10 protein-coding genes and 3 rRNA genes are annotated in these 20,338 nt (G+C 69.4%); 5 read left to right on the plus strand and 8 right to left on the minus strand.

Features of this window, described 5'->3' with window-relative positions; translation table 11 throughout:
* Positions 1-870: 870 nt before the first annotated feature.
* The 4 genes from rrf to pcrA all read right to left on the minus strand — a co-directional run bounded on the left by rrf (position 871) and on the right by pcrA (position 8,999).
* Positions 871-986, minus strand: a 5S ribosomal RNA gene (rrf, locus tag K1J57_RS04875).
* A 94-nt stretch (positions 987-1,080) separates the two neighbouring features.
* A 23S ribosomal RNA gene (locus K1J57_RS04880) occupies positions 1,081-4,176 on the minus strand.
* Positions 4,177-4,549: 373 nt separating this feature from the next.
* Positions 4,550-6,083, minus strand: a 16S ribosomal RNA gene (locus tag K1J57_RS04885).
* The 16S, 23S and 5S rRNA genes sit together here, the layout of an rRNA operon.
* Positions 6,084-6,689: 606 nt before the next feature.
* Entirely contained in the window at positions 6,690-8,999 is a 2,310-nt protein-coding gene (gene pcrA, locus K1J57_RS04890; RefSeq protein WP_220563285.1) for a DNA helicase PcrA, read from the minus strand.
* A gap of 150 nt (positions 9,000-9,149) precedes the next feature.
* Between pcrA and K1J57_RS04895 the strand changes: the two genes are divergently transcribed.
* Positions 9,150-10,079, plus strand: a complete 930-nt coding sequence (locus K1J57_RS04895) for a nucleoside hydrolase (RefSeq protein WP_220563286.1) — start codon at positions 9,150-9,152, stop codon at positions 10,077-10,079.
* A gap of 33 nt (positions 10,080-10,112) precedes the next feature.
* Here K1J57_RS04895 and K1J57_RS04900 read toward each other — a convergent pair whose 3' ends face one another.
* Together K1J57_RS04900 and K1J57_RS04905 are read right to left on the minus strand one after the other, a co-directional pair.
* Positions 10,113-10,787, minus strand: a complete 675-nt coding sequence (locus K1J57_RS04900) for a response regulator transcription factor (protein ID WP_220563287.1) — start codon at positions 10,785-10,787, stop codon at positions 10,113-10,115.
* 82 nt (positions 10,788-10,869) lie between these two features.
* Positions 10,870-12,099 (minus strand): ATP-binding protein, encoded by a 1,230-nt coding sequence (locus K1J57_RS04905; protein ID WP_220563288.1) that lies wholly within the window; start codon positions 12,097-12,099, stop codon positions 10,870-10,872.
* Between the two features lie 209 nt (positions 12,100-12,308).
* Between K1J57_RS04905 and K1J57_RS04910 the strand changes: the two genes are divergently transcribed.
* Together K1J57_RS04910 and K1J57_RS04915 are read left to right on the plus strand one after the other, a co-directional pair.
* Positions 12,309-13,694, plus strand: coding sequence for a PspC domain-containing protein (locus tag K1J57_RS04910; protein WP_220563289.1), 1,386 nt, complete (start codon positions 12,309-12,311; stop codon positions 13,692-13,694).
* Positions 13,681-13,959: a hypothetical protein gene (locus K1J57_RS04915; protein ID WP_220563290.1), complete on the plus strand. Its 279-nt coding sequence runs from the start codon at positions 13,681-13,683 to the stop codon at positions 13,957-13,959. Before K1J57_RS04910 ends, K1J57_RS04915 begins: the two co-directional genes overlap by 14 nt.
* Positions 13,960-14,017: 58 nt before the next feature.
* Here the strand turns inward: K1J57_RS04915 and rsmA are convergent, their stop codons facing one another.
* Together rsmA and K1J57_RS04925 are read right to left on the minus strand one after the other, a co-directional pair.
* Positions 14,018-14,905, minus strand: coding sequence for a 16S rRNA (adenine(1518)-N(6)/adenine(1519)-N(6))-dimethyltransferase RsmA (rsmA, locus tag K1J57_RS04920; RefSeq protein ID WP_220563291.1), 888 nt, complete (start codon positions 14,903-14,905; stop codon positions 14,018-14,020).
* Between the two features lie 46 nt (positions 14,906-14,951).
* Entirely contained in the window at positions 14,952-16,115 is a 1,164-nt protein-coding gene (locus K1J57_RS04925; RefSeq protein ID WP_220563292.1) for a resuscitation-promoting factor, read from the minus strand.
* A gap of 345 nt (positions 16,116-16,460) precedes the next feature.
* Between K1J57_RS04925 and K1J57_RS04930 the strand changes: the two genes are divergently transcribed.
* Positions 16,461-17,555 (plus strand): CaiB/BaiF CoA-transferase family protein, encoded by a 1,095-nt coding sequence (locus tag K1J57_RS04930; protein ID WP_220563293.1) that lies wholly within the window; start codon positions 16,461-16,463, stop codon positions 17,553-17,555.
* A 246-nt stretch (positions 17,556-17,801) separates the two neighbouring features.
* Entirely contained in the window at positions 17,802-20,039 is a 2,238-nt protein-coding gene (locus K1J57_RS04935; protein ID WP_255646848.1) for a hypothetical protein, read from the plus strand.
* The last annotated feature ends 299 nt before the right edge of the window (positions 20,040-20,338 follow it).

Raw genomic sequence — 20,338 nt, forward strand, 5'->3', positions numbered from 1 at the left:
CTGGCTGATGCCGCGAGCACCTACGGCTCTCACCCACGGCGGCTGAGGTGCGCGGTCCGGTGCCCGGTCTGGGGCCGGGGTCGCGGGTACGTGCGGCTTTCACCCACGGCGGCTGAGGTGCGCGGTCCGGTGCCCGGTCTGGGGCCGGGGTCGCGGGTACGTGCGGCTTTCACCCACGGCGGCTGAGGTGCGCGGTCCGGTGCCCGGTCTGGGGCCGGGGTCGCGGGTACGTGCGGCTTTCACCCCCGGCGGCTGAGGTGCGCGGTCCGGTGCCCGGTCTGGGGCCGGGGTCGCGGGTACGTGCGGCTTTCACCCCCGGCGGCTGAGGTGCGCGGTCCGGTGCCCGGTCTGGGGCCGGGGTCGCGGGTACGTGCGGCTTTCACCCCCGGCACTGACCGGTACCGCGGTCATCCGCGGGAGTAGGCAACAGCGTGGAGCGTCCTCACCGCCGCCGGCGCCCCCAACCTTTCCAGGCGGTGCGGGTGTGCGCGCTCCGGGTGCACCCGGCTCCGGCAGTCACACCCCCACCACCCGCCACGCGCGCCCAACGATTCCCCCCGGCGGTCTGCCGTGCGCCGACTGCGGCCGGGGCCGGGCCCACCCGGCGCGGACCGCCCACCCCAAGCGGCCGGCCTCTTGGAAACCTACAACTACCTCGGCGAAGACCCCCTGGGGCCGGGGGCTCCACTGGCCTGACACGGCTGGGGCGAAGGTCCCAATCGGGTGAGAAACCCCCTGGGGCGGAGGTGCTGCGACGCCTTCCGGCTGTGGCCGAGGCCCCCAGGGCACAAAAAAGGGGGCCGCTACGCGACCCCCTCTAAAACAGGGAAAGCCCCCACCCGAAGGCAGGGGCTCTCAACCCGAAAAAAACCGTGGCGGCAACCTACTCTCCCACCCCACCACAGGGCAGTACCATCAGCGCAAGGAGACTTAACGACCGGGTTCGGAAAGTAACCGGGTGTGACCCTCCCACCATAACCACCACGGAAACCCACACCGCAACCCCACCCCAACCAGGACAGGGAAACGGAAGCTTCCACAGTTATGTGAACATGTATGCGCGAGCACCCAATTATCTGCAGCGGACAAGCCCTCGGCCTATTAGTACCGGTCAGCTCCACCCCTCACAGGGCTTCCACACCCGGCCTATCAACCCCATCGTCTCTAGGGAGCCTTACCCTCTCAAAGGAGGCAGGAGACCTCATCTCGAAGCAAGCTTCCCGCTTAGATGCTTTCAGCGGTTATCCCTCCCGAACGTAGCCAACCAGCCATGCCCTTGGCAGGACAACTGGCACACCAGAGGTTCGTCCGTCCCGGTCCTCTCGTACTAGGGACAGCCCTTCTCAAGTCTCCAACGCGCACAGCGGATAGGGACCGAACTGTCTCACGACGTTCTAAACCCAGCTCGCGTGCCGCTTTAATGGGCGAACAGCCCAACCCTTGGGACCAACTCCAGCCCCAGGATGCGACGAGCCGACATCGAGGTGCCAAACCATCCCGTCGATATGGACTCTTGGGGAAGATCAGCCTGTTATCCCCGGGGTACCTTTTAGCCGTTGAGCGACACCGCTTCCACACGCCGGTGCCGGATCACTAGTCCCAGCTTTCGCTCCTGCTCGACACGTCCGTCTCACAGTCAAGCTCCCTTGTGCACTTACACTCAACACCTGATTACCAACCAGGCTGAGGGAACCTTTGGGCGCCTCCGTTACTCTTTGGGAGGCAACCGCCCCAGTTAAACTACCCACCAGACACTGTCCCCGAACCGGATCACGGCCCAAGGTTAGATGCCCGAAACAGTCAGAGTGGTATTTCACCAACGCCTCCACCACCACTAGCGTGGCAGTTTCACCGGCTCCCACCTATCCTACACAAACCATCCCAAACACCAATGTCAAGCTATAGTGAAGGTCCCGGGGTCTTTCCGTCCTGCTGCGCGAAACGAGCATCTTTACTCGTAGTGCAATTTCACCGGGCCCATGGTTGAGACAGTGGGGAAGTCGTTACGCCATTCGTGCAGGTCGGAACTTACCCGACAAGGAATTTCGCTACCTTAGGATGGTTATAGTTACCACCGCCGTTTACTGGCGCTTGGATTCCCAGCTTCACAGGGCGAACCCCGTTAACCGGTCCTCTTAACGTTCCAGCACCGGGCAGGCGTCAGTCCGTATACAGCGTCTTACGACTTCGCACGGACCTGTGTTTTTAATAAACAGTCGCTTCCCCCCGCTATCTGCGACCCCACCCAGCTCCAGCCGCAAGGGCTCTCACCAGACAGGGCTCCCCTTCTCCCAAAGTTACGGGGACAATTTGCCGAGTTCCTTAACCATGGTTCACCCGAACGCCTCGGTATTCTCTACCTGACCACCTGCGTCGGTTTAGGGTACTGGCCGCTCACGAACTCGCTAGAGGCTTTTCTCGACAGCATGGGATCACTCACTTCGCCAAAAACGGCTCCGCATCACGTCTCAACCTTCATGGGGGGCGGATTTGCCAACCCCCCGGCCTACACGCTTACCCCCGGACAACCACCGCCGGGTAGAGCTACCCTCCTGCGTCACCCCATCACTTACCTACTACAAGCTCGGATCCCAGACCAGCACAGCAACCCGTCCCGAAGGACAGAAAGCCGGCCAGCGTGGTTAGCATCACCTGATTCGATACTGGGCGCTCGTGCACGGGTACGGGAATATCAACCCGTTATCCATCGACTACGCCTGTCGGCCTCGCCTTAGGTCCAGACTCACCCTGGGCGGATTAACCTGCCCCAGGAACCCTTAGTCAATCGGCGGCAACGTTTCTCACGTTGCTTTCGCTACTCATGCCTGCATTCTCACTCGCACGCCCTCCACCACACGATCACTCGGCGGCTTCACCGAACGCACGACGCTCCCCTACCAACCCCACCCCAAAGGTGGAGCTTCACAGCTTCGGCGGTGTGCTTAAGCCCCGCTACATTATCGGCGCAGAACCACTTGACCAGTGAGCTATTACGCACTCTTTAAAGGATGGCTGCTTCTAAGCCAACCTCCTGGTTGTCTCAGCAACTCCACAACCTTTCCCACTTAGCACACGCTTAGGGGCCTTAGCTGATGATCTGGGCTGTTTCCCTCTCGACTACGAAGCTTATCCCCCGCAGTCTCACTGCCACGCTTCACTTCACCGGCATTCGGAGTTTGTCTGACGTCAGTAACCTTGTCGGGCCCATCAGCCAAACAGTAGCTCTACCTCCGGCAAGAAACACGCAACGCTGCACCTAAATGCATTTCGGGGAGAACCAGCTATCACGGAGTTTGATTGGCCTTTCACCCCTACCCACACCTCATCCCCCAGGTTTTCAACCCTGGTGGGTTCGGGCCTCCACGAGGTCTTACCCCCGCTTCACCCTGGACATGGGTAGATCACTCCGCTTCGGGTCCACAGCATGCGACTCAAATCGCCCTATTCAGACTCGGTTTCCCTACGGCTACCCCACCCGGGTTAACCTCGCCACACACCATGACTCGCAGGCTCATTCTTCAAAAGGCACGCCATCACCAGATACAAGACCCAGCTCTGACGGCTTGACAGCACACGGTTTCAGGTACTATTTCACGACCCCTCACCGGGGCACTTTTCACCTTTCCCTCACGGTACTAGTGCACTATCGGTCACCAGGACGTATTTTGGCTTAGCAGGTGGTCCTGCCAGATTCACACGGAATTCCTCGGGCTCCGCGCTACTCGGGGACAGCGTCAACACCCGACCAGAACCTTCACCTACGGGACTCTCACCCACTCCGGTACCGCTTCCCAACGGTTTCAGCTAGCTCTGATCTCAAGTGCTCCGGGCCGGCAGACCCGAAAAGACACGCCCCACAACCCCGCACACGCAACGACTGCCGTCTATCACACGCGCACGGTTTAGCCTCTTCCCCGTTCGCTCACCACTACTAGGAGAATCACTGTTGTTTACTCTTCCTACGGGTACTGAGATGTTTCACTTCCCCGCGTCACCACCAACCGCCCTATACATTCAGGCGGCGGCAACCCGACACAACTCGGGCTGGGTTCCCCCATTCGGACACCCACGGATCACAGCTCGGTTGACAGCTCCCCGTGGCCTATCGCGGCCTCCCACGTCCTTCATCGGCGCCTGGTGCCAAGGCATCCACCGTATGCCACTATCACTTGGCCACTACAGATAACAAGATGCTCGCGCACACTATTCACAAATCAAAACACCAACCGCGTTCTCCGCTACCACTCAGACAAACCCCCGCCCCGCCTCCCTCAGGAGAGCAGGACACACAGGAGATTCTGAGAGTTCTCAGAGGCGGTCCGCGGGAACCAACCGACCCGCTAGCCCGAAACCGGACCAAGACGAGGGTTGCTTCCTCAGACACCCAACAGCGCGCCCCCCGAGGCTTCTAGGACCCCCGGAGGTGAAGTTCGATATGAATTTCTACAGCCATCCCGACCTCTCACCGGCCACCAGGGCCAGGAGCATCGGGTCCACTTTCGAGTCCGGCCAACCATCGGAAAAGTGTTGGCCTTGAAAGACTCCTTAGAAAGGAGGTGATCCAGCCGCACCTTCCGGTACGGCTACCTTGTTACGACTTCGTCCCAATCGCCAGCCCCACCTTCACTCACTCCCTCCCCGAAGGGTTAGGCCACAAGTTTCGGGTGTTGCCGACTTTCATGACGTGACGGGCGGTGTGTACAAGGCCCGGGAACGTATTCACCGCGGCGTTGCTGATCCGCGATTACTAGCGACTCCACCTTCATGGGGTCGAGTTGCAGACCCCAATCCGAACTGAGACCGGCTTTTAGGGATTCGCTCCACCTCACGGTATCGCACGCCCATTGTACCGGCCATTGTAGCATGTTTGCAGCCCAAGACATAAGGGGCATGATGACTTGACGTCGTCCCCACCTTCCTCCGAGTTGACCCCGGCAGTCTCCCATGAGTCCCCACCATTACGTGCTGGCAACATGGAACAAGGGTTGCGCTCGTTGCGGGACTTAACCCAACATCTCACGACACGAGCTGACGACAGCCATGCACCACCTGTCACCCGCCAACCAAATGACCCTGTATCTCTACAGGTCCACGGGTGATGTCAAACCTTGGTAAGGTTCTTCGCGTTGCGTCGAATTAAGCAACATGCTCCGCCGCTTGTGCGGGCCCCCGTCAATTCCTTTGAGTTTTAGCCTTGCGGCCGTACTCCCCAGGCGGGGCGCTTAATGCGTTAGCTACGGCGCGGAAACCGTGGAAAGTCCCCACACCTAGCGCCCAACGTTTACGGCATGGACTACCAGGGTATCTAATCCTGTTCGCTCCCCATGCTTTCGCTCCTCAGCGTCAGGTAAGGCCCAGAGACCCGCCTTCGCCACCGGTGTTCCTCCTGATATCTGCGCATTTCACCGCTACACCAGGAATTCCAGTCTCCCCTACCTACCTCTAGCATGCCCGTATCCACTGCAGAACCGGGGTTAAGCCCCGGTCTTTCACAGCAGACGCGACACGCCGCCTACGAGCTCTTTACGCCCAATAATTCCGGACAACGCTCGGACCCTACGTATTACCGCGGCTGCTGGCACGTAGTTAGCCGGTCCTTATTCCCCACCTACCGTCAACCCCGGGAGAACCCGGGGCCTGCGTGAGTGGTAAAAGAGGTTTACAACCCGAAGGCCGTCATCCCCCACGCGGCGTCGCTGCGTCAGGCTTTCGCCCATTGCGCAATATTCCCCACTGCTGCCTCCCGCAGGAGTCTGGGCCGTGTCTCAGTCCCAGTGTGGCCGGTCGCCCTCTCAGGCTCGAGCTACCCGTAATCGCCTTGGTAGGCCGTTACCCCACCAACAAGCTGATAGGCCGCGAGCCCATCCCCGACCGAAAAACTTTCCACCCCCCACCATGCGGAGGAGGGTCGTATCCGGTATTAGACGGCGTTTCCACCGCTTATCCCGGAGTCAGGGGCAGGTTGCTCACGTGTTACTCACCCGTTCGCCGCTCGTGTACCCCGAAGGGCCTTACCGCTCGACTTGCATGTGTTAAGCACGCCGCCAGCGTTCGTCCTGAGCCAGGATCAAACTCTCCATAAAGGTCTTGCACCAGACCAGCGTGGGTCTGGAAACCTAGAAGAAATCCTGACCGAACCATGTCTGGCTCAATCAAAGGAACCTCGCACACTCGAATCTCACCGATTCTCGTGTGACGGGGCCAAAACAAACTTGGCTGTAAAAATCGAACACGCGCTGTTGAGTTCTCAAGAAGCAACCGCCCTTCCCGTACAAGCCCGGAACCCTTGGGTTCCGTGTGCTCTTCCGTGGAAGGCGTCTGCGTTTCCGCTTTGTTGTGTCTTCACTTTATCAGTGTTCCCGTTCCCCGCCAAATCGGCGTTTTCCGGGTCCTTCTGATTTCGGTGAAGGCTTGTGCCTCTTTCGAGGCGACCCGACCGAGTTTACATGGTCGAAGCAGTGCTTCGAACCGCTCACTTCGGAAGGGAGGTTTCGACCGGCCCGTCCGCCCTGATCCCTGGGGATCGGCGTCCGTCTCGCTCGGTCTTGGACAACACTACCCCCGTCCGGGAGTGCTCGTGACGTGTTTGCCGATCCTTGCCCGTGTCGTGTCTTACAGGCGACGGACAAAAACGACGAAGGCCCACAGAACACCGTCTGTGGGCCCTCCGGGGCGGTGTCAGGTCGCGGTCACAGCTTCTCGATGGGCGCGTACTTGACCATCAGGTCCTTCTCCCCGATGTCCGCGCCGAAGTCGATGCGGGCCTTGGTGCGGTCGCCCGTCCCGTCGACCAGTTGGACGCGGCCCATGCCGAACTTGTCGTGGTTGACCAGGTCCCCCACGCTCAGGGTCGGCGCCTCGGTCTTCTGCCGGCTCCGGCCGAAGGTGCCGCCGAAGCCCTCGCCGCCGAAGGAGCGGCCCGACGGGCCGCGGCGCAGGGCGGGCGGGGCGCTCAGGACCGGGGACTCCCCGCGGCGCCAGTCGACCAGGGACGGGGGGACCTCGTCCAGGAAGCGGGAGGGCGGGTTGTACGACGGGCTCCCCCAGGCGCTGCGCACCGCGGCGCGGCTCACGTAGAGCAGGCGCTCGGCGCGGGTCAGCCCCACGTACGCCAGCCGTCGCTCCTCCTCCAGCTGGGTCTTGTCGCCCAGGGTGCGCATGTGCGGGAACACCCCGTCCTCCAGCCCCGTCAGGAACACCACCGGGAACTCCAGCCCCTTCGCCGAGTGCAGGGTCATCAGCGTGACCACCCCGCCCTCGTCGTCGGCGTCCGGGAGCTGGTCGGTGTCGGCGACCAGGGAGATCCGCTCCAGGAAGTCCACCAGCGTGGGCTCGGCGTCCTCCTCGACGACCTCCTCCCCCTCCAGTGCGGCCTCGTCCTCCAGCAGGGCGGTGAAGGTGTTCTCGAACTCCCGCGCCACGTCCACGAACTCCTCCAGGTTCTCCACCCGGCTCTCGTCCTGGATGTCCTTGGACTCGGCGAGCTCGGAGAGGTACCCGGTCTTGTCGAGGACGGCCTCCACCAGCTGCGACGGGCTGGACGCCTCCACCAGCGCCGCCAACTCGTCGAGCAGGGCGGTGAAGTTGCGGACGGCGTTCACCGAGCGGGTCGCCATCGCCGGGACCTCGTCGACCCGGCGCAGCGCCTGGGCGAACGTGATGCGCTCGCGGGCGGCGAACAGCTCCAGCGACTCCTCGGCCCGGGCGCCGATGCCGCGCTTGGGCACGTTGATGATGCGGCGCAGGCTGACGGTGTCCTCGGGGTTGGCGAGCACGCGCAGGTAGGCCAGGACGTCGCGGATCTCCTTGCGCTCGTAGAAGCGCACCCCGCCGACGATCTTGTACGGCAGGCCCATCCGGATGAACACGTCCTCGAAGACCCGGGACTGGGCGTTGGTCCGGTAGAACACCGCCACCTCGCCCGGGGTGATCGCCCCGTCGTCGGTGAGCTTGTCGATCTCCCCCACCACGAACGCGGCCTCGTCGTGCTCGTTGTCGGCGACGTAGCCGACGATGGGCGTCCCCTCGCCCTGCTCCGACCACAGGTTCTTGGCGGGCCGGCCCTCGTTGCGCTCGATGACGGCGTTGGCGGCCGACAGGATCGTCTGGGTGGAGCGGTAGTTCTGCTCCAGCAGGATCGTGCGCGCGTCGGGGAAGTCGCGCTCGAACTCCAGGATGTTGCGGATGGTCGCGCCGCGGAACGCGTAGATGGACTGGTCGGCGTCGCCGACCACGCACAGCTCCGAGGGCGGGACGACCGGCGCCTCCTGCTCCGCCCCGACGAGCTCGCGGATGAACACGTACTGGGCGTGGTTGGTGTCCTGGTACTCGTCGACCATGACGTGCCGGAAGCGGCGCCGGTAGTGCTCCGCGACGTCGGGGAACATCTGGAGCAGGTTGACGGTGACCATGATCAGGTCGTCGAAGTCCATGGCGCCGGCCTCGTGCAGGCGGCGCTGGTACAGCCGGTACGCCTCGGCGAGCTTCTTCTCCTGCTCGGTCTGGGCCTGCTCGGCGAACGTGTCGTAGTCGACCAGCTCGTTCTTGAGGTTGGAGATCTGGGCGGAGAAGGACTTGGGCGGGAACCGCTTGGGGTCCAGGTCCATCTCCTTGCAGACCAGCTGCATGAGCCGCGCGGAGTCGGCGGAGTCGTAGATGGTGAAGCCGCTCGGGTAGCCGAGGCGGTGGGCCTCCCGGCGCAGGATGCGCACGCACGCCGAGTGGAACGTCATGATCCACATGCTGGCGGCGGCGCGCGCGCCGAGCAGGGCCTGGATGCGCTCGCGCATCTCGGCGGCGGCCTTGTTGGTGAACGTGATCGCGAGGATCTCCCCGGGGCGCACCCCCCGCGCGGCCATCAGGTACGCGATGCGGTGGGTGAGGACACGGGTCTTGCCCGAACCGGCTCCCGCGACGATGAGGAGCGGGCCGCCGCCGTGGGTGACCGCCTCGCGCTGGGGACCGTTCAGACCTTCGAGAAGCTGCTCTTGGGAGGACACGGATCCAGGTTACGGCCGGTCGGAGACAGGGCCCGCCGGGCGCGGTGCTTCACAACCCGATCGGATGTTCGTCCCGTTTAGGCTGTTCCTCTGATGACTCTGGGCCTCCGCACGGGCGGGGGCCGTCGCTCGTGTTCGGGGGTTCTTGTCATGCGCGTGTTCGTCGACTGCGATCCGGGGATCGACGACGCGGTCGCGCTCGCCTATCTGGCGGCGCGGCCGGAGGTGGAGATCGTCGGGGTCGGCGCGGTCTTCGGCAACGGCGGTGTGGACGTGACGGCGGACAACGCCCTGCGTCTGCTGGAGCTGTACGGGCGGCCGGAGGTGCCCGTGGCGGTGGGCGCGTCCCGGCCGCTGGTGCAGGAGCCGAGGCTGGCCCCGCACGTCCACGGCGACAACGGGCTGGGCGGTGTGGAGCTGCCCGAGCCGGCCGGGGCCCCGGTGGACGGGAGCGCCGCGGAGTTGCTGGTGCGGCTGGCCCGCGAGTACCCCGGCGAGCTGGACGTGCTGGCGGTGGGCCCGCTGACCAACCTGGCGATCGCCCTGGGCCTGGAGCCGCGGCTGCCGGAGCTGGTGCGCAGACTCGTGGTGATGGGCGGCGCGGTGCGGGTGCCGGGCAACGTGTCCTCGCACGCCGAGGCCAACATCAACAACGACCCGGAGGCGGCCGAGGCCGTGTTCGGCGCCGGGTTCGACCTGGACCTGGTGGCGCTGGACATCACCATGGAGACGGTGGCCACCGGCGGGTGGCTGGAGGAGCTCAAGGCGGTGCCGGGTGTGCGGGCCGCGCGCACCTCGGAGTTCCTGGACTTCTACGCCGACTTCTACAAGGGCATCTTCGGGGTGCGCCAGTGCGCGATGCACGACCCGCTGGCGGCGGCGGTGCTGGTGGACCCGCACCTGGTGACGGAGGCCGTCGAGGTGCCGGTGCGGGTGGAGCTGTCCGGGTCGCTGACCCGCGGCATGACGGTGGCGGACCTGCGGCTGCGCCCCGGCGGGGACGGCCGGCGGCCGGCGCGGGTGGTCACGGCCGTGGCCGGCGAGGAGTTCCTCGGCCGGATGCTCGACGCGCTGCGCTGACCCCGTCCCCCGGGTCCGCCGGGCCCGGGGGCGTCAGACGAGCCGTCGGGCGGTGGCCCAGCGGCTGAGCTCGTGCCGGTTGGAGAGCTGGAGCTTGCGCAGCACCGACGACACGTGGGTCTCCACGGTCTTGACGGAGATGAACAGCTCCTTGGCGACCTCCTTGTAGGCGTAGCCCCGGGCGATGTGCCGCAGTACCTCGCGTTCGCGCTGGGTGAGGCGGTCCAGCTCGGGGTCCACGGGCGGGGCGTCGGTCGCCGAGAAGGCGTCCAGGACGAACCCGGCCAGGCGCGGGGAGAACACGGCGTCGCCGTCGGCGACGCGCACGATGGCGTCGGCGAGCTCCTTGCCGGAGATGGTCTTGGTGACGTAGCCGCGGGCTCCGCCGCGGACCACGCCGATCACGTCCTCGGCGGCGTCGGACACCGACAGCGCCAGGAAGCGGATCTGCGGGTGGCGGGCCAGGACGCGGCGCAGGACCTCCACACCGCCGCCGCCGGGCAGGTGGACGTCGAGCAGGACGAGGTCGGGCTGCGCCCGCTCGATCACCTGCACGGCGGAGTCCACGTCGCCCGCCTCGCCGACCACGTCGACGGCGTCGCCGAGTTCTCCCCGGACCCCGCTGCGGAACAGGCGGTGGTCGTCCACGATCACGACGCGGGGTGGCGCGCCGCCGTCACTGAAGGTCGTGCTGCTGTCGTCTCCCACAACGGGAACTCTACCCACGGCCCGGCCCGCTCCACATCCCGGTCCCTCCTCCGACGTACCTTTCCGGTGCGTCCGCAACGCCCTACACCTCGGGGATGCGCGGCATGCGCAGCTGGACCTCGGTGCCCTCGCCCGGGGCGGTGCGGATGCGCGCGGAGCCGCCGTGACGGTCCATGCGGCCCAGGATGGAGCCGCGCACGCCCATGCGGTCCTCGGGGATGGAGTCGAGGTCGAACCCGGCGCCCCGGTCGCGCACGAACACCAGCACCTCCTCGGGCTCGACCTCCCCGAACACGGAGATGGTGTCGGTGCCCGCGTACTTGGACGCGTTGACCATGGCCTCGCGGGCGGAGCGCAGCATGGCGTGCAGGCCGTCGTCCACCGGGCAGTCGCCGACGCAGACCACCTCGATGGGGATGCCGTGCTCCTCCTCGACCTCGGCGGCGACGCGCTCCAGGGCCGGGGAGACGGTGGTCTCGGCGTCGGCGGGGCGCTGGTAGAGCCAGCTGCGCAGGGCGCGCTCCTGCACCCGGGCCAGGCGCTGCACCTCACGGGGGTCCTCGGCGCGGCGCTGGATGAGGGTGAGGGTGTGCAGCACGGAGTCGTGGATGTGGGCGGCCAGTTCGGCGCGTTCGGCGTTGCGGATGCGCTCGCGGCGCTCGGCGTCGCGTTCGCGGACCAGGCCGACGATCCACGGGGCGACGATCAGGGCGACGCCCGCGAGCAGGGTGAACGCGAAGGTCAGCCCGGCGCGGGCGTTCTGGAGCTGCTCCTGGAAGACGAGGAACCCGATGACCCCGACGACGACCAGGAGGACGCCGGCCAGGGCGCGCATGAGCCCCTTGCCGCGGCCGACCGTGCTGGTCATCCACTCGTCGCGCTGGCCGGGGTTGGCCTGCTGCCACAGGATGACGGCGCCCAGGGTGCCGAACACCACGAACCACAGCAACGGGTCGAAGACGCCGCCGAACAGCAGGAACAGGAAGCCGAGCCCGGCGGCCAGGCCGACGTAGGCGACGAGCTGTGAGATGTCGCGGCCCTTGCGGCGGCCGTCGGCGGCGCGCGCCTCGTCGTCCTCCCCGCGTCCGGTGTCCTCGGCGGGGACGAAGAAGAAGAGGGCGACGTACACGGCGATCCCGATGCCGCCGACGGAGAGCGCCATGAAGGCGAGGCGGACCACGACGGGGTCCACCCCCAGGTGGCGGGCGAGTCCCGCGGCGACACCGCCCAGCAGTCTCCCGTCGGCCGCCCGGGTGAGCCTGGGGGTGTCGTCCGCGACCGGTGTCACCCGGTCGCCGCTTGCTTTGTCCATGTCTTCCGTCCGTGCGCGTTGCCGGTCCGGGGCGCACGGGTGCCCCCCGTCGACTCCAGCATGCACCGGGCCGCGGGCCGCGGGCATCGGGGTGGAGCCCCCGGATGTGCCGGGGCGGGCGGTCAGGGTGGGGTCAGGGTCGTCCCGGATTCCCCTGATCACCGCCGGCGGGTGACCATGGGTGTGTGAGGAGAGTGCGGTGAGCGACCATGAGTGAGGATTCGGCCCCCACGGGATCCGACGCGCCCGCGGCCGGGACGGTTCCCGTCCCGGAACGGGAGCTGCGCAAGGCGGACGACGACCGGGTCCTGGCCGGCGTGTGCTCCGGGCTGGGGCGCTACACGCGGACCGACCCGGTGGTGTGGCGGGCGGCCTTCGCGCTGACCTCGTTCGCCGGGGGCACCGGACTGCTGCTGTACCTGGTCGCGTGGATGCTCATGCGGGACGCGCGGGGCGGTCCGGCGACGATCGAGCAGATGCTGAACCGGAGCATCCCGCCGCGGACGGTGCTGAAGCTGCTCGCGGTGGGGCTGGCGGTGGCGACGGCGTTCAGCCTGGTCGGTGGTTTCGGCTGGTCGACTCTGGTGCTGGCGGTGCCGCTGGTGCTGGGGGTGCTGGCCGCGCGCGGCCGCGGGGTGGACCTGCGGTCCGCGTTCACCGGTCTGGGCGAGGAGCTGCGGGCCAAGGCGCCGCCGCCGGAGACGCCGGTCGCGGGTCCGAGCCCGAGCTACTACAACCCGGCGCAGCCGTGGGCGTCGGCCCCCACCGGTCCGGTGGACCTGGCGGTGGTGGCCGAGCGGACGATGGGCGGCGACCGCTCGGACGGCGGGGACGGGGACGAGGGCCCCGGCGACGGGGATCATGACGGCGGGGACCGCGGCCCCGGAAGGGACCGCGGGAAGGCGAAGCCCCGGCGCGGGGCGCCGTTGGCGGTGCTGGCGCTGTGGACGCTGCTGGCCGTCGCGGTGGTGGCGCCGGTCGCGGCGTTCGGCGGCGACTCGTCGGTGTGGAGCGCCGACACGGCGCGGCTGCTGCTGGGCCCCGAGACCGGCGTGTACTTCCTGGCCGGCGCGCTGGGGCTGGTCGGGCTGCTCGCGGTGGTGGGCACCTGGGCGGGGAACCCGCGGGGGCTGGGCTTCCTGGGCCTGGTGCTGACACTGGGCCTGGTGCTGGTGTCCGTGGTGGACGTGACCCGGGTGCGGATCGGCGAGGACGTGTGGCGGCCGACCACGGTCGCGCAGGCGGAGGCCGGGGGCGCCCCCCGATTCACGGTGGGCGACCTCACGGTGGACCTGACCGCGATCGGGGACCTGGAGCCCGGGGAGACCGTGGACGTGCGGGCGGGGATCGGGCGGGGGCGTCTGGTCCTGCTGCTGCCCGAGGAGGCCCGGGCCCGGGTGCGGGCGGACGTCGGCCTCGGGTCCCTGGTACCGCTCGGCGGGAACGGGGAGAAGGAGGAGCAGTTCGGCATCACCCGGGAGTTGAGCGAGGTGTTCGAGCCGGTCGGCGGGGCCGGGGACGACGAGGTCCCCCTGATCAGAGTGGACACCGACATCCGCGTCGGGACTGTGGAGGTACGGCATGGCGAAGCGTAGAACGGACTGGGGGTCGCTGGTCGCGGGGCTGCTGTTCCTCGGACTCGCCGTCGCGTTCGTCGTGCGGGGCACCGGGGAGTGGGAGTTCGGTGTCTGGTGGGCGGTGCCGGTGGTGCTGGCGGGGCTGGTGCTGGCCGGGGTGGTCCGCGCGGTACAGCGTTCGCGGTCCCGCGCCCGGGAACGGGCCCGGGAACGCGCCGAGGCGGCCGGGACCGCCGTCTCCGACGGGGGCGGGGACGGGGACGACGGCCCGCCCCGGGGGTGAGGCCGGGGACACCAAGGGGGCGCGGCATCCGCCGCGCCCCCTCGTGCGTGTCCGCCGGTCAGCCGTCCGCGGCCGGGCGGTGCTCGGCGATGGCCGCGAAGTCCTCCACCCGCAGGGACTCCCCGCGGGCGCCGGGGTCGATCCCGGCGGCGCGCAGCGCCCGCTCGGCGGCCGGGGCCGAGCCGGCCCAGCCGGCCAGGGCGGCGCGCAGGGTCTTGCGGCGCTGGGCGAAGGCCGCGTCGATCACCCGGAAGACCTCCTCGCGGGTGGCCCGCGTCTCGGGCGGGGTGCGGCGGACCAGCTCCACCAGCCCGGAGTCGACGTTGGGGGCGGGCCAGAACACGTTGCGGCCCACCGCCCCGGCCCGGCGGGCCGCGGCGTACCAGGCGACCTTGGCCGAGGGCACCCCGTAGATGCGGCCGCCCGGGGAGGCGGTGATCCGGTCGGCGACCTCCGACTGGACCATCACCAGGACCCGTTCCAGGCTCGGCAGCAGTTCGAGCAGGTGGAGCAGGACGGGGACGGACACGTTGTAGGGCAGGTTGGCGACCAGAGCGGTGGGGGCCGGGCCGGGCACCTCGGCGACGCGCATCGCGTCGTCGCGGACGACCGTGAGCCGGTCGGCGAGCTCGGGCGCGTGCTCGGCGACGGTGCCGGGCAGCGCCTCGGCGAGCACCGGGTCGATCTCGATGGCGGTGACACGGCTCACGTGCGGGAGCAGCGCCAGGGTCAGGGAGCCCAGACCCGGCCCGACCTCGACCACGACGTCGTCCTCGCCGACCCCCGCGACCCGGACGATGCGGCGCACGGTGCCGTGGTCGATCACGAAGTTCTGCCCGAGGGTCTTGGTGGGCCGGACTCCGAGCCGCTCGGCGAGGACCCGCACGTCGGCGGGGGTGAGCAGGCGGGATCGGTCATCGGGTGCGGGTGTCTGTGTCACCCCCACATCTTGCCAGCCCGGCGGGGGTGGGGGCCGCGACCGCGGGGCCCGCTCACTCGAAGAGGTGGACGCCGCAGTGCGGCCACTGGCTCTGCCAGTTCCCCCCGACCGCGTCGTAGAGCCGCTGGGCGCGCTGCGTCTGCTCCTGGGCGCTGGCCTCGGAGGGCAGCCCGGTGCCGCCGACCGAGTTCCAGGTCGGGACGCTGAACTGGTAGAGGCCGTAGTAGCCGCCCGCGGAGTTGACGGCGGCCGGGTTCCCGCCGGACTCGCACTGGGCGAGGCCGGCCCAGTTGAGGCCGGCGGCCGCGCCGCCGCCCGCCGGGGCGGCGTCCTCGGGCGCCTTGGTGCCGATCTCCACCACTCCCTCGACGGGTTCGGTGACGACCTCCTCCTCCAGGACCTTCTCGACCTCCTCGCCGTGGTGCAGGACGGTGGCGGTGGTCACCCGTTTGACGCCGTCCTCGGGCTCGGTGACGACCTCGCGCTCTCCCTCGGGCAGGTCGGGGTTCTCGCGTTCGGTGGTCCCGGCCTCGATGGGGACCTCCTCGGTGACGGGTTCGCCGACGACCGGGGTGATCCGGACGGTCATGTCGGGGACGGCGGGCTCGTCGGGGGCCGGGGAGACGAGGTCGTGCTCGCCGGGGTCGACCCCGGCGGCGGCCAGGACGTCGGCGACGGTCTCACCGGTGGAACGGGTCTCGGTGCGGACGGTGTCGCGCAGGACGACCATGCGCGGGGCGCGTTCGGCGGTGACGGTGAGCCCGTCGGCGGGGATGGGGGTGTCGTGCCCGGCGGAGAGGGAGACCCCGTCGGGGTCGAGGCCGAGCTGGTGCAGGGCCTCGCCCAGGGTGGCGGCGTTGACGCTGCGGGCCAGCGGGTGGCCGTCGAGTTCGACGGTGATGTCGCGCGGGGAGCGGACCAGGACGTGCTCGCCGGAGGCGACGGGGGCGTCCGGCGCGGGGGCCACGAGGTCGCCGTCGGCGAGGGTGACGCCCGCGGCGTCGAGGGCGTCGGCGACGGTGCCGCCGAAGGTGTGGACGGTGCGCTCGGTGCCGTTGACGTCCACGACGACGGCCCGGTGGGCGGCCAGGGCGGTGCCGCCCGCGGTGAGGGCGAGGAGTCCGGCGGCGGCCGCGGCGAGCAGGGGCAGCGGGGCCCGGCGCCGCGCGCGGCGCCGGCCGCGGGAACGGCGGGAGGAGGTGGTCCTACGGGGCATGGCGGTTCCTGGGATCACACGAAGGAAAGGGGATGCCCGGGGGCGCGATCGGACACGACCCCGCTTTTCCGGCACCGGCATAGCGGCAGTTCGCCGGGGGTGCGAGGCCCGTCGGGCATCGGACACATTAGCACCGGCCTATTGTTCGGTTTTTGGACTCGCCGAAAAAGGAGGCGCCCGAAAACGGAAAGGCGGTCTTTTTCCGCATTATCCTTTTCGATCCGCAGGCACTCCGGACACCACCCCCGGACACCACCCCGGAGCGCCGCCCTGGTGCCGCACTGTCCGACCCGGCACAATGAACCCGAACGTCGTTCTAATCCACCCCTCCTGGAGGCCTTGCACATGGGACCCCTCAACGGAATCCGCGTCGTCGAGTTCACCGGCATCGGGCCGGCGCCGATGGCCGCCATGCTCCTGGCCGACCTGGGCGCCGACGTCGTCCGCCTCGACCGCCCGCAGGCCGCCGAGGCGATGAACGCCGGGCTCCCCGGCCCGCACATGAGCGAGGGCCGCACCGTGCTGGGCGCCGACCTGAAGTCCGAGGAGGGCCGCGCCCTGGCCCGCGACCTCGTCGAGCGCGCCGACGTCCTGCTGGAGGGGTTCCGCCCCGGGGTCATGGAGCGGCTGGGCCTGGGCCCCGACACGTGCCTGGAGCTCAACCCCCGGCTGGTCTACGCCCGCGTCACCGGCTGGGGCCAGGACGGCCCCCTGGCGAGGACCGCCGGGCACGACATGAACTACATCTCCGTCAACGGCGCCCTGCACGCCATCGGCCGCGCGGACGGCCCGCCGGTCCCGCCGGCCAACCTGCTCGGGGACTTCGCGGGCGGCACCATGTTCACGGTCACCGGCATCCTGGCCGCCCTGGTGGAGCGCGGCGCCTCCGGGCGCGGACAGGTCGTGGACGCCGCCATGGTCGACGGGTCGGCGCTGCTGATGTCGATGATCCACGAGGACCGGGCGCGCGGGTCCTGGAGCGACGAGCGCGGCACCAACTACCTGGACACCGGCGCCCCCTGGTACGACGTCTACGAGTGCGCCGACGGCCGGTACGTGTCCGTGGGCTGCATCGAGCCGCAGTTCTACGCCGCCTTCCTGGCGGGCACCGGGCTCGACGGGGAGGAGCTGCCCGGCCAGTGGGACCGCTCGGGCTGGCCGGTGCTGCGGGAGCGGTTCGCCGAGGTGCTGCGCACCCGCGGCCGCGACGAGTGGGCGGCGGTGTTCGAGGGCGTGGACGCCTGTGTGATGCCGGTCCTGTCCCTGGAGGAGGCGCCCGACCACCCGCACGTGCGCGCGCGGGGCACGCTGGTCCGCGAGGGCGGCCGCGTGGTCCCGGGCCCGGCACCCCGCTTCTCGCGCACCCCGGGCGGGGTGACCCGGGGGCGGCCGCAGCCGGACACCGCCGAGGTCCTCAAGGGATGGGGCCTGGGCACCTGAACCGGTCCGTCCGATACCCGGCTCCCGGGCCCGCGGGAACGGAGATCCGAAAGGGGATCCCCGGACGGATTCGGACGGGTCGGGCGAGTATCCCCCGATGGGCGCTCCGGGGTCGCTAGGGTGGCGAGCTCAGGTCGAGCGCGCGACGGGGGGTCCGCGATGCCACGACGGTTCGTCAGTGCGGTATCGGCGCTTCGGGGGGCGGCCGGAGCCGCGGGGGCGGCGCACCGGAGGGCGGCCGGCACGGTGCCGGCGCGCTGGTGCGCGGCGGTGGTGGCGGTCGCCGCCCTGCTGTGCGCCGCCCCGTCCTCGTGGGCGGACCCGGGCCCGACGGGCTCGGGGGCGCCCGTCCGGCAGCCGGACGTGCCGGTCCCGGCCGGGGAGCCCCTGGTTCTGGTCGGGGTGCCGGGCCTGCTGTGGGAGGACATCACCCCCGGGCACACGCCCACCCTGTGGGAGATGGCGGAGCGGTCGGCCATCGGGAACATGTCGATCCGCACCGCGACCTCGCGCACCTGCCCCACCGACGGATGGCTGTCGGTGTCGGCGGGCGACCGCGCCCTGGCCGCACGGGAGGACTTCGGGGTCTGCGAGCCCGCGCCCCGGCCCGAGCGCACCGGCTCCGGCGCGGTCGTCCCCGGGTTCGACTCGTACGTGCGCCAGAACGCCGAATCGCAGTTCGCGGCGCGGGTGGGGCTGCTCGGCGACACCGTGCAGCGGTACGGCGGGTCCACGCTGGCCGTGGGCCCGGGGGCGGCGCTGGGCGTCGCCGACGGCCGGGGGCGGGTCGACCACTACCTGGCGGGGGTGGGCGACCTCGACACCGAACGCCTGGAGGGCGTGGCCCTGGCCGCGGTGGAACTGCCCGACCTCACCCGCCTGTACCCGGAGGACGACCCCTTCTCGACCGACCCCGACGGCCCCGACCGGGACGACGTCCCGCAGGTGGACCGCGAGGAGGCGCTGGAGATGCTGGACGGGCGGCTGCGCACGCTCGTCTCGATGCTGCCCACCGGGTCCTCGCTCATGGTGGTGGGCGTGTCCATGGACAGCGCGCCCTCCCAGCTCACCGCGGCGCTGAGCGCGCAGGTGGCGCAGGAGGGCCCGGCCGGGCCCATCGGGTTCCTGGCCTCGGAGTCGACCCGGCGGCGGGGGCTGGTGGTGCTCACCGACGTCACCGCCACCGTCCTGGCCGAACTGCGGATGGACCCGGAGGCGGCGGTCGCCGGTCGGGCCTGGCACGTGACCAACCGCCCCGCGGACACCGGGGAGTCCGTGCAGCGGCTGATGGACTTCAACACGGCCGCCGTGGTGGTCGGGGCGGCCATCCCCGGGTTCTTCAGCGGGCTGGTGGCGGTCCAGCTGCTGATCTACGCGGCCGCCGCCTACGCCCTGCACCGCTACTCCGACGGGCAGCGCGGCAAGCGGGTCCTGGTGCTGTCGGTGACCCGGATCGTGGCCCTGGCCGGGGCGGCGTTCCCGGTCGCCAGCTACCTGGCCAACCTCATCCCTTGGTGGGCGGCCGAATCGCCGCCCACGGCGCTGCTGCTGTGCGTGCTGGCGGCGGACGCGCTGGTGGTGGTGCTGGCGGTGGCCGGGCCCTGGCGGCGCACGGTCCTGGGGCCGATGACGGTGGTGGCGGGGGCGACCACGGCGGTGCTGTTCGTCGACCTGTGCTTCGGCGCGCACCTGCAGATGAACTCGCCCACCGGGTACTCGCCGATCGTCGGCGGCCGGTTCTACGGGATCGGCAACATCGCGTTCGCCACCTTCGCCACCGGCATGCTCATGGCGGTGGCCGGGATCGCCCACGGGCTCATCGTGCGGGGGCGCCGGCGCGCCGCCGTGGCGGTGGCCCTGGTGGTGGGGGCGGCGTCGGTGGCGATCATCGGCTGGCCCGGCCTGGGCACCGACTTCGGCGGGGTGATCGCGCTGGTGCCGGGCCTGGCGGTGACGACGATGATGATCGCCGGGGTGCGGGTGACGTTCCTGCGACTGTCGGCCGTGGTCGCGGCGGCGGTCGCGGCGATCACGCTGCTGTCGTGGCTGGACTACCTGCGCCCGCCCCAGGAGCGCAGCCACCTCGGGGCGTTCGCCGCCCAGGTGCTCAACGGGGAGGCGGGCACGGTGGTGGCCCGCAAGCTCGGGGCGATGCTGGGCACGCTCGGCAACTGGCAGCTGACCCTGCTCGCGGCCTGCGCCCTGGTGTTCCTGTTCGCGGTGCTCTACCGGCCCACCAACTGGCGGATCGGCGCGCTCCAGCGGGCCTACGAGTACGCGCCGACGCTGCGGGCCGGCCTGACCGGGTCCCTGGTGACCGCGCTGGTGGGGTTCGCCGTCAACGACTCGGGCGTGGCGATCCCGGCGATCGCGCTGACGGTCGCGGTCCCGCTCACCCTGTCGGCGTGCGTGTGGGCGCTCGAACAGGAGGACGAGGACCCGGCGCCGGATCCCGAACCCACCGAGAACGCCCACTGCCTGTGACGCTTACCTCATCGACGCCACGCGGCGCAAACGGCAACGAACACGACCTTGCGTCGCTCACGTCACGAAACGGCCACGGCACTGTGGTAAAGTCCGAGGCTGAGCGGCTGATGCGAGGGACAGCCGGGACCCCGAGGGGGCCGGGCGGTCACCGTCTCCCGAAGATCCCGGCCACCGATCCGGCCGCCGCACCTCCCCCAGGGAGGGAATGACCGCCCCCAGGGGCGGGTTCTTGTTGTCGTGAAGGGTGCGGGAGTCACCCGACACGGCACGCCGCCGTTCTCCGGTCCCGGTGACCC

The organism is Nocardiopsis sp. MT53 (assembly GCF_019598965.1).
Classification (GTDB): domain Bacteria; phylum Actinomycetota; class Actinomycetes; order Streptosporangiales; family Streptosporangiaceae; genus Nocardiopsis; species Nocardiopsis changdeensis.

Coding starts and splice junctions, on each gene's coding strand:
- K1J57_RS04910 (WP_220563289.1), top strand. CDS start 12,309: ATGAGTGAGGATTCGGCCCCCACGGGATCCGACGCGCCCGCGGCCGGG.
- K1J57_RS04930 (WP_220563293.1), top strand. CDS start 16,461: ATGGGACCCCTCAACGGAATCCGCGTCGTCGAGTTCACCGGCATCGGG.
- K1J57_RS04895 (WP_220563286.1), top strand. CDS start 9,150: ATGCGCGTGTTCGTCGACTGCGATCCGGGGATCGACGACGCGGTCGCG.
- K1J57_RS04905 (WP_220563288.1), bottom strand. CDS start 12,099: ATGGACAAAGCAAGCGGCGACCGGGTGACACCGGTCGCGGACGACACC.
- K1J57_RS04915 (WP_220563290.1), top strand. CDS start 13,681: ATGGCGAAGCGTAGAACGGACTGGGGGTCGCTGGTCGCGGGGCTGCTG.
- K1J57_RS04925 (WP_220563292.1), bottom strand. CDS start 16,115: ATGCCCCGTAGGACCACCTCCTCCCGCCGTTCCCGCGGCCGGCGCCGC.